The sequence below is a fragment of the Micromonospora deserti genome, assembly GCF_003236335.1.
Lineage (GTDB): Bacteria > Actinomycetota > Actinomycetes > Mycobacteriales > Micromonosporaceae > Micromonospora > Micromonospora deserti.
This window is the reverse complement of sequence record NZ_POUB01000307.1, coordinates 1-6,507: the sequence shown is the minus strand read 5'-3', so window position 1 is coordinate 6,507 and position 6,507 is coordinate 1. Positions and strand designations below refer to the sequence as shown.

Annotated in this window: 5 protein-coding genes; 3 read left to right on the top strand and 2 right to left on the bottom strand. The window is 76.2% G+C overall.

Annotated elements, in window-relative coordinates; genetic code table 11:
* The coding region (locus C1I99_RS27715) for a potassium channel protein (RefSeq protein WP_111137156.1) at positions 1–1,746 on the bottom strand (1,746 nt) is incomplete at its 3' end.
* Between the two features lie 90 nt (positions 1,747–1,836).
* Here C1I99_RS27715 and C1I99_RS27710 point away from each other — a divergent pair.
* The 3 genes from C1I99_RS27710 to C1I99_RS27700 all read left to right on the top strand — a co-directional run bounded on the left by C1I99_RS27710 (position 1,837) and on the right by C1I99_RS27700 (position 4,654).
* Positions 1,837–2,328: an MSMEG_6728 family protein gene (locus C1I99_RS27710; RefSeq protein WP_111137155.1), complete on the top strand. Its 492-nt coding sequence runs from the start codon at positions 1,837–1,839 to the stop codon at positions 2,326–2,328.
* Positions 2,329–2,367: 39 nt separating this feature from the next.
* Positions 2,368–3,900 carry an FAD-dependent oxidoreductase gene (locus C1I99_RS27705; protein WP_111137154.1) on the top strand — a complete coding sequence of 511 codons (1,533 nt, stop codon included), beginning with the start codon at positions 2,368–2,370 and terminating at the stop codon, positions 3,898–3,900.
* Positions 3,901–4,210: 310 nt separating this feature from the next.
* On the top strand, positions 4,211–4,654 hold the full coding sequence (locus tag C1I99_RS27700; protein ID WP_111137153.1) for an HNH endonuclease: 444 nt from the start codon (positions 4,211–4,213) through the stop codon (positions 4,652–4,654).
* Between the two features lie 4 nt (positions 4,655–4,658).
* On the opposite strand, the gene C1I99_RS33495 is transcribed toward C1I99_RS27700, so the two are convergent.
* A complete protein-coding gene (locus C1I99_RS33495; RefSeq protein ID WP_233512757.1) occupies positions 4,659–6,239 on the bottom strand; it encodes a serine/threonine-protein kinase in 1,581 nt (526 codons plus the stop codon).
* Positions 6,240–6,507 lie beyond the last annotated feature (268 nt).

The following is a 6,507-nucleotide window of genomic DNA, read 5'->3' as shown; positions in this document are numbered from 1 at the left end:
GGGCGGGGGCGGGGCGGCCTCGCGGAGCAGGGCGTTCAGCCCGGCCCGCCGGGCTACCACGGTCAGCCGGTCGCCCGCGACGATCACCATCCGGGGGTCGGGCGACCAGTCGAGGCGCTGACCGGCCCGGGCGTGCGCGAGCAGGCGTACGCTCTCGGGCCGCCCGACCACGGCGAGCGGCCGGCCGTCCAGCGACGACCCGGCGGCCACCGACGCCTCGGTGACCAGCAGCGCGTGCCGGCCCACCGGGATGGTGGCGATCACCGCCCGGTCCAGCAGCGCGGCCGCGAACGACGGCGCCGCAAGGTAGGACACGCTGCGCGAGATGCCGATGCCGAAGGCCCGCTGGATGCGTTCGGCGAAGTGGCCGTCGAACAGGCGCAGCACCACCCGCAGCTCGTCGTTGACCGCGCGGCCGTTCAGCGCCGCCTGGAGGTTCGCCCCGTCGTCGGTGGAGACCACCACCAGCGCCTGGCAGGTGCCGACCGAGGCCGCGTGCAGGGTCTCCTCCAGCGCCGCGTCCCCCACGATCAGCGGTACGCCCAGCCGCCGGGCCAGCGCCCCGCCGCGCGGCTCGGCCTGCTTGTCGATCGCCACCACCTCGACGCCGAAGTCGTTGAGCTGGGCCATCACCCGGGTGCCGACATTGCCCAGCCCGACCACCACGATGTGCCCCGAGCGCTCCGGCTGGATCCGCCCGGAGTGCAGGGCGAGCCGGGCGTTGACGATGCCGTCGACCACCACGGCGGTGATCAGTGGGATCAGGGCCAGCCCGGCGAGGTTGAGCACCACCTGGAGCACCTGCTCCGCGGGCGGCTTGGCGGCGTTCGGATCCTGCCCGGTGAGCGTGGTGACCAGGGTCAGGTAGAGCGCCTCGCCCCAGCCCACGTGGGCGGTGCCGGCGTACAGGCCGCCGAGCAGGGCGATCACCGCCAGCAGCACCAGCACGGCGACCCCGATCTTGCGGGTGGCGAAGCTGCGGACCGCCCGCAGCAGCATCACGACCGGGCGACGGCGGCGGCGGGCCCGCCGCAGCCGACGCGCCGCCACCTCGGTGCCCGGCGGCGCCCCGGTCGCCTCGGCGAGCACCACGTCGGCCGCGCTCTCGTCGGCCGGGAGCACCCGTTCCAGCTGCGGGTCGCGGGTGTCGGCCACCGCGCAGACCACGTCCTCGGGGCGTACGTCGTCGCGGCGGGCCACGTAGAGGGTGCGCCCGCCGTGCCGGAAGTGGGTCGGGGCGACCTCGCCGAGCGCGGCGGCCACGAAGGCCGGCGCGGCCATCGACGCGTCCGAGAGCACCGCCGAGTCCGGGAATATCTGCCGCACCCCGTTGGCCAGGCCCGTGTTGAACATCCGCACCACCAGGCGCAGCCGGGGCTCGACCTCCTGCGCGCAGAGCGCGGCGTGCATGTTGCCGACGTCGTCCTGGTGCAGCAGGGCTAGCCCGTCGGCGCCGGCCAGGCCGGCCCGGCGGAAGGTCACCTCGTCCAGCCGGTCCGCCCGGATCACCTCGACGCCCTCGATGTCCCGGCCATCCGGCCCCTCGGAACGGCGTCGCTCCGGCACCACCAGGGTGATCCGGACCCGGCCGGCCTGGAGCTCGGTGGCGAGCAGCGCCCGGACCACCCAGTAGGCGAGGGCGTCCTGACCGCAGATCACGTAGTGCGACCGGGACTCCCCGTTCACCCGCAGCCGCCGGCCGGCCCGCAGTGCACGATCGAGCAGGGGCTCCGCCATGCGCCGCATGGTAGTCAGCCGGTCGCGGCGCGCGCAGCCCCGTGGATCATGAGCGCTGGTCGTCCGGCATGTCCGGTCCGGCGACGGGTAGGCACCGGCATGCAGACCTTCCTCCCGTACCCGGACTTCCTGGCGAGCGCGCGGACGCTGGACCGGAAGCGGCTGGGCAAGCAGCGGGTGGAGACCATCCAGGTGCTGCGCGGGCTGACCCGGCCGACGTACGGCTGGCGCAACCACCCGGCGGTACGGATGTGGGCCGGGTACGAGGAGGCGCTCACCCGGTACGGGCTGGACGTGTGCGCGGTCTGGTGCGAGCCCGGCCGGGCGGACACCTGCGCCGCCACGCTGACCGCCGACCTCGCCACCGCCTGTGGACTGACCCGGGTCCGCAGCCAGGCCGAGCTGGCCGACGCCGGCGAGCTGCCGCCCTGGCTGGGCCGGGAGGACCTGCACCGGAGCCACCGGTCGTCGCTGGTCCGCAAGGACCCGGCGCACTACCGCCCGATCTTCGGCGACGTCCCGCCCGACCTGGAGTACGTCTGGCCCGCCTCCGACCGGGAACGGCGCTGTCTGCTGTCGGCGGAGGGCTGACCGGGCAGACTGGAGGCTCCGTCACCCCGGAGGGTGCACATGGCGCTGTCGCAGGTGGTCGGCCGGCTCCTCGGCATACGGCGGCACCAGGTGGACCCGGGCGGCGGCGCCCCCCGCGTGCCGCACCCGGTTGACGTCGTGGTCGTCGGCGGCGGAATCGCCGGCATCTCGGCGGCCGTGGTGCTCGCCGAGCGCGGCGCCGCGGTGACCGTACTGGAGGCGGCGCCGACCCTCGGCGGCCGGCTCGCCGCCTGGCCGGAGACCCTGGCCGACGGTACCCGGCAGATGACCGAGCACGGCTTCCACGCGTTCTTCCGGCAGTACTACAACTGGCGGTCGGTGCTGCGCCGGATCGACCCGCGGCTGGGCTTCCTCAAGCCGGTCCCCGGTTACCCGATCCTGAGCCGGCGGTGGCCGACCGAGGAGTTCGGTAGGCTGCCGCCCGCCCCGCCGGCGAGCCTGCTGGCGCTGCTGGCCCGCAGCCCCAGCCTGCGCCTGCGCGACCTGCGCGGGATGGACCGCGACGCCGCCCTGCCGCTGCTCGCGTACCACCCGGAGCGCACCTACGCCGAGCTGGACGGGGCCACCGCCGACGAGCTGCTCACCTCGCTGCGGCTGCCGGACCGCGCCCGGGCGATGCTCTTCGACGTCTTCTCGCACTCGTTCTTCAACCACGAGGCGGAGATGTCGGCCGCCGAGATGGTCGCGCAGTTCCACTTCTACCTGCTGGGCAATCCGGAAGGGCTGGCGTTCGACTGCCCGGACGAGGACTACGCGACCGCGATCTGGGCGCCGCTGACCCGGCACCTGCGCGAGCACGGCGGGCGGGTGGTCACCGGCGTCCCGGCCACCGGGCTGAGCCGGGACGGCGCCGGCTGGCGGGTGCGGGCCGCCGACGGTACCTCGTACGGCGCCGGGCACGTGGTGCTCGCCGTCGACCCGCCCGCGCTCGCCACGCTGGTCGCGGCCTCCCCGGCGCTCGTCGAGCTCGCCCCGGACCTGGTCCGGCGGATGCCCGCGTTCGGCCGGCCCGCCCCGCCGTACGCGGTGGCCCGCTACTGGTGCGCCGGGGACGTGGCCGCCGACCGGGCGGTGTTCAGCGGGGTGTCCCGGCAGCCGACCCTGGACTCGGTGACCCTGTACCACCGGCTGGAGAACGAGTCCCGGCGCTGGGCGGAGCGCACCGGCGGCTCGGTGGTCGAACTGCACGCGTACGCCTGCGAGCCGGGCGTGGCCGCCGGGGAGCTGGCCGAGCGGATGTGGGCCGAGCTGACCGCGCTCTGGCCGGAGGCGGCCGGGCTGCGGGTCCGCGAGTTGCGCACCCGGGTGGAGGCGAAGGCCCCCGCCTTCACCCCGGGCAGCCACGCCGGGCGGCCGGGGGTGCGCACCGACGCCGACGGGCTCTACCTCGCCGGTGACGGGGTCCGGACCGACTTCCCCAGCGCGCTGATGGAGCGTGCCGCCGCGACCGGGATCATCGCCGCCAACCACATCCTGCGCGCCGAGGGCGGGGCCGCCGAACCGGTCCACTCGGTGCGACCGCTGGGCCTGCTGGCCCGACGTACGCCCTGACCGGGCGACCGCCGGCGGCGCCGGCCGCGACGGTGGGCGATCGAAATCCGTTGGCGGCCTGCCCCCGGGCGGACCTACCGTGAACCCGCAAGGTCAACCACCACCGCGGGAGCACACCATGTCGATGTCGCACGTCACCGCCGTGCCGTCGGCGCGGCTCGGTGGCGGTTGCCGCACCGAACGCCCCGAGGGCGGCCGGCCCGACTGACCCGTGCGCGCACGACGTCGAGCCGCCCGTCCACACCAGCTCGGACCGGGCGGCTCTGTCGTGCCCGGCCCACCTGTCACACCGTCACGGAGGGAGACACCGGTGGACGCCGTCCTCGTCGTCAACGCCGACCTCGGCCCGCTGCACCGGGTCACCGTCCAGCACGCGATCCGGATGCTCTGCCGCCGGGTCGCCGAGATCCATGAGGCCGAGCCGGACCGGGTGATCGGGGTGTTCCCGGTCCCCCGGGTGGTGCGGCTGGTCCGGTACGTGGTGACCCGCTGGCGGTTCAGCGCCGGGCCGGCCTGGTCCCGGGCCGGGGTGCTGCGCCGCGACGGCCGTTGCTGCGCGTACTGCGGCGGGCCGGCGAGCACCATCGACCACATCGTGCCCCGTTCGAGGGGCGGCCGGAACACCTGGAGAAACACGACCGCCGCCTGCGCCACGTGCAACCAGCGCAAGGGCGACCGGACGCCGGCCGAGGCGGGGATGCCGCTGCGGCGGGACCCGGTGACGCCGACCTGGGCCGCGTTGGCGGGGCGGTGACGCGTCACGTCGACATGTCCGGTCGGCCGGTCACCGGTGGGTCCTCCTTGACCCGGGCCACCGGACGGCCGTTGGCGCAGCGGACCGTCACCACGCTGCGTTCGCCGGCCCCGACCAGCTCGACCCGGACCTCCCGGGCCGGACCGGGCTGGTACGCGCCGACCTGGTAACCGGCGGCCGGCGCGACCCGGACCACCTCGGCCGACTTCCCGTCGCAGCGGACCGTGACCACCCCGCCGCGGGCGCCGACGTCCACCCCCGACGGTGCGGTCGTCGGGCCCGCGCCGCCAGTGGGCGCCGGGCGGGTGGCGGTGGCACCGGCCGACGGCGGGAGCGCCGGGGCCGTTACGGAACGACCGGCCGCCGCCGAGCGGGCCGGGGCGTCGGAGCCGGGGGCGTCCGGCCGTGGCGGCCCGTCGGCGGGCAGCGGCAGGGCGACGCTGGCGGTGCCCCCGGTGTCGGGGCCGGTAGGCGGCAGCTGGGCCGTGTCCGGCTGCCGCAGCGAGGGGTCACCGAGCGAGCCGGCCAACGCCACCACCCCGACCACCGTCGCCGCGACGGCCACCAGCGCCCGCGAGCCGAGCCGTGACGTCCACCCCGGGACCGCTCCGCCGCCGTCTCCGGCACCTGTCGGGGCGGCGAGGGGACGCAGCGCGGGCCCGGTGCCCGCCGCCGGGGTGCCGGCGGGCGGTGCACCGGCCGGGACGGCGTCGGCCGGCGGGGGGCCGGACGGTTCCGCCGGTACGGGTGGGGAGACCGCCGGCACGTCCGGCATCCGGGCCACCGCGGCGGCGAGGATCCGCGCCCCCTCGGCGGACGAGGGCCGGTCCACCGGATCCTTGGCCAGGCACCACCGGTGCAGCCGGCCCACCTCGGGCGGCACGCCGTCGACCGCCGGCAACGGCCCCGGCTCCGCGTACGCGTGGGCGCGCAGCATCCCGGTCTGGGTCTCCGACCGCCAGGGCAGCCGGCCGGTGAGCACGTGGTGCACGAGGAGTCCCAGCGCGTAGACGTCGGAGGCGGGTAGCACCTCTCCGGCGTCGAGGCGCTCAGGGGCCAGGTACGCCGGGGTGCCCAGCAGCCGACCCTCGAAGTCGATCTCCGGTGTGCCGGCCACGGCGGCGATGCCGAAGTCGACGACCTTCGCCCCGGTGGGGGTCAGCATGACGTTCTCGGGTTTGACGTCGCGGTGCACGAGGCCCTCGGCGTGCGCGGCGGCGAGGCCGGCGGCCACCTCCGCGCAGACCCGCAGGGCCACCTTCGGGGGCAGCGGTCCGGCGGTGAGCCGCTGCGCGAGCGTCTGGCCGGAGAGCAGCTCCATCACGACGAACGGGACGTGGCCGGTGGCGAGCCGGGACTCCCCGTAGTCGTAGACGTTGGTGACGTTCGGGTGGGACAACCGGGCCGCCGCCTTCGCCTCGCCCCGGATCCGCCGCCGGGCCGCCGGGTCGGACGCGACGAGCACCTTGACCGCCACGTCGCGTTCCAGCACCTCGTCGTGGGCCCGCCAGACCACGGACATGCCGCCCTTGCCGAGACGCTCACCGAGCCGGTAGCGGCCCGCGAGCAACTGATCACGCTGCACGACGGACAGCCTGCCGTACGGCACCCGGCGACACCAGTAGGGCATCGAAATCATCCGATACCCGGACGGGTTCCCGGTCTGGTCGGGCGGCCGGCCGGCCCGCTCGGTCAGCCCGCCCGGCAGGATGGCGAGCCGTCCCCGGACTCCTCGCCCGGCCCGACGGACCGGGCGCACCGCGCGGTCTCGGCCGTCCGGGGGAACTCCTCGCGCGGCAGCGCGCCGACGGCGGCGTGGCCCGCCGCGCGAGTAGTGGCTCTTATACACATCT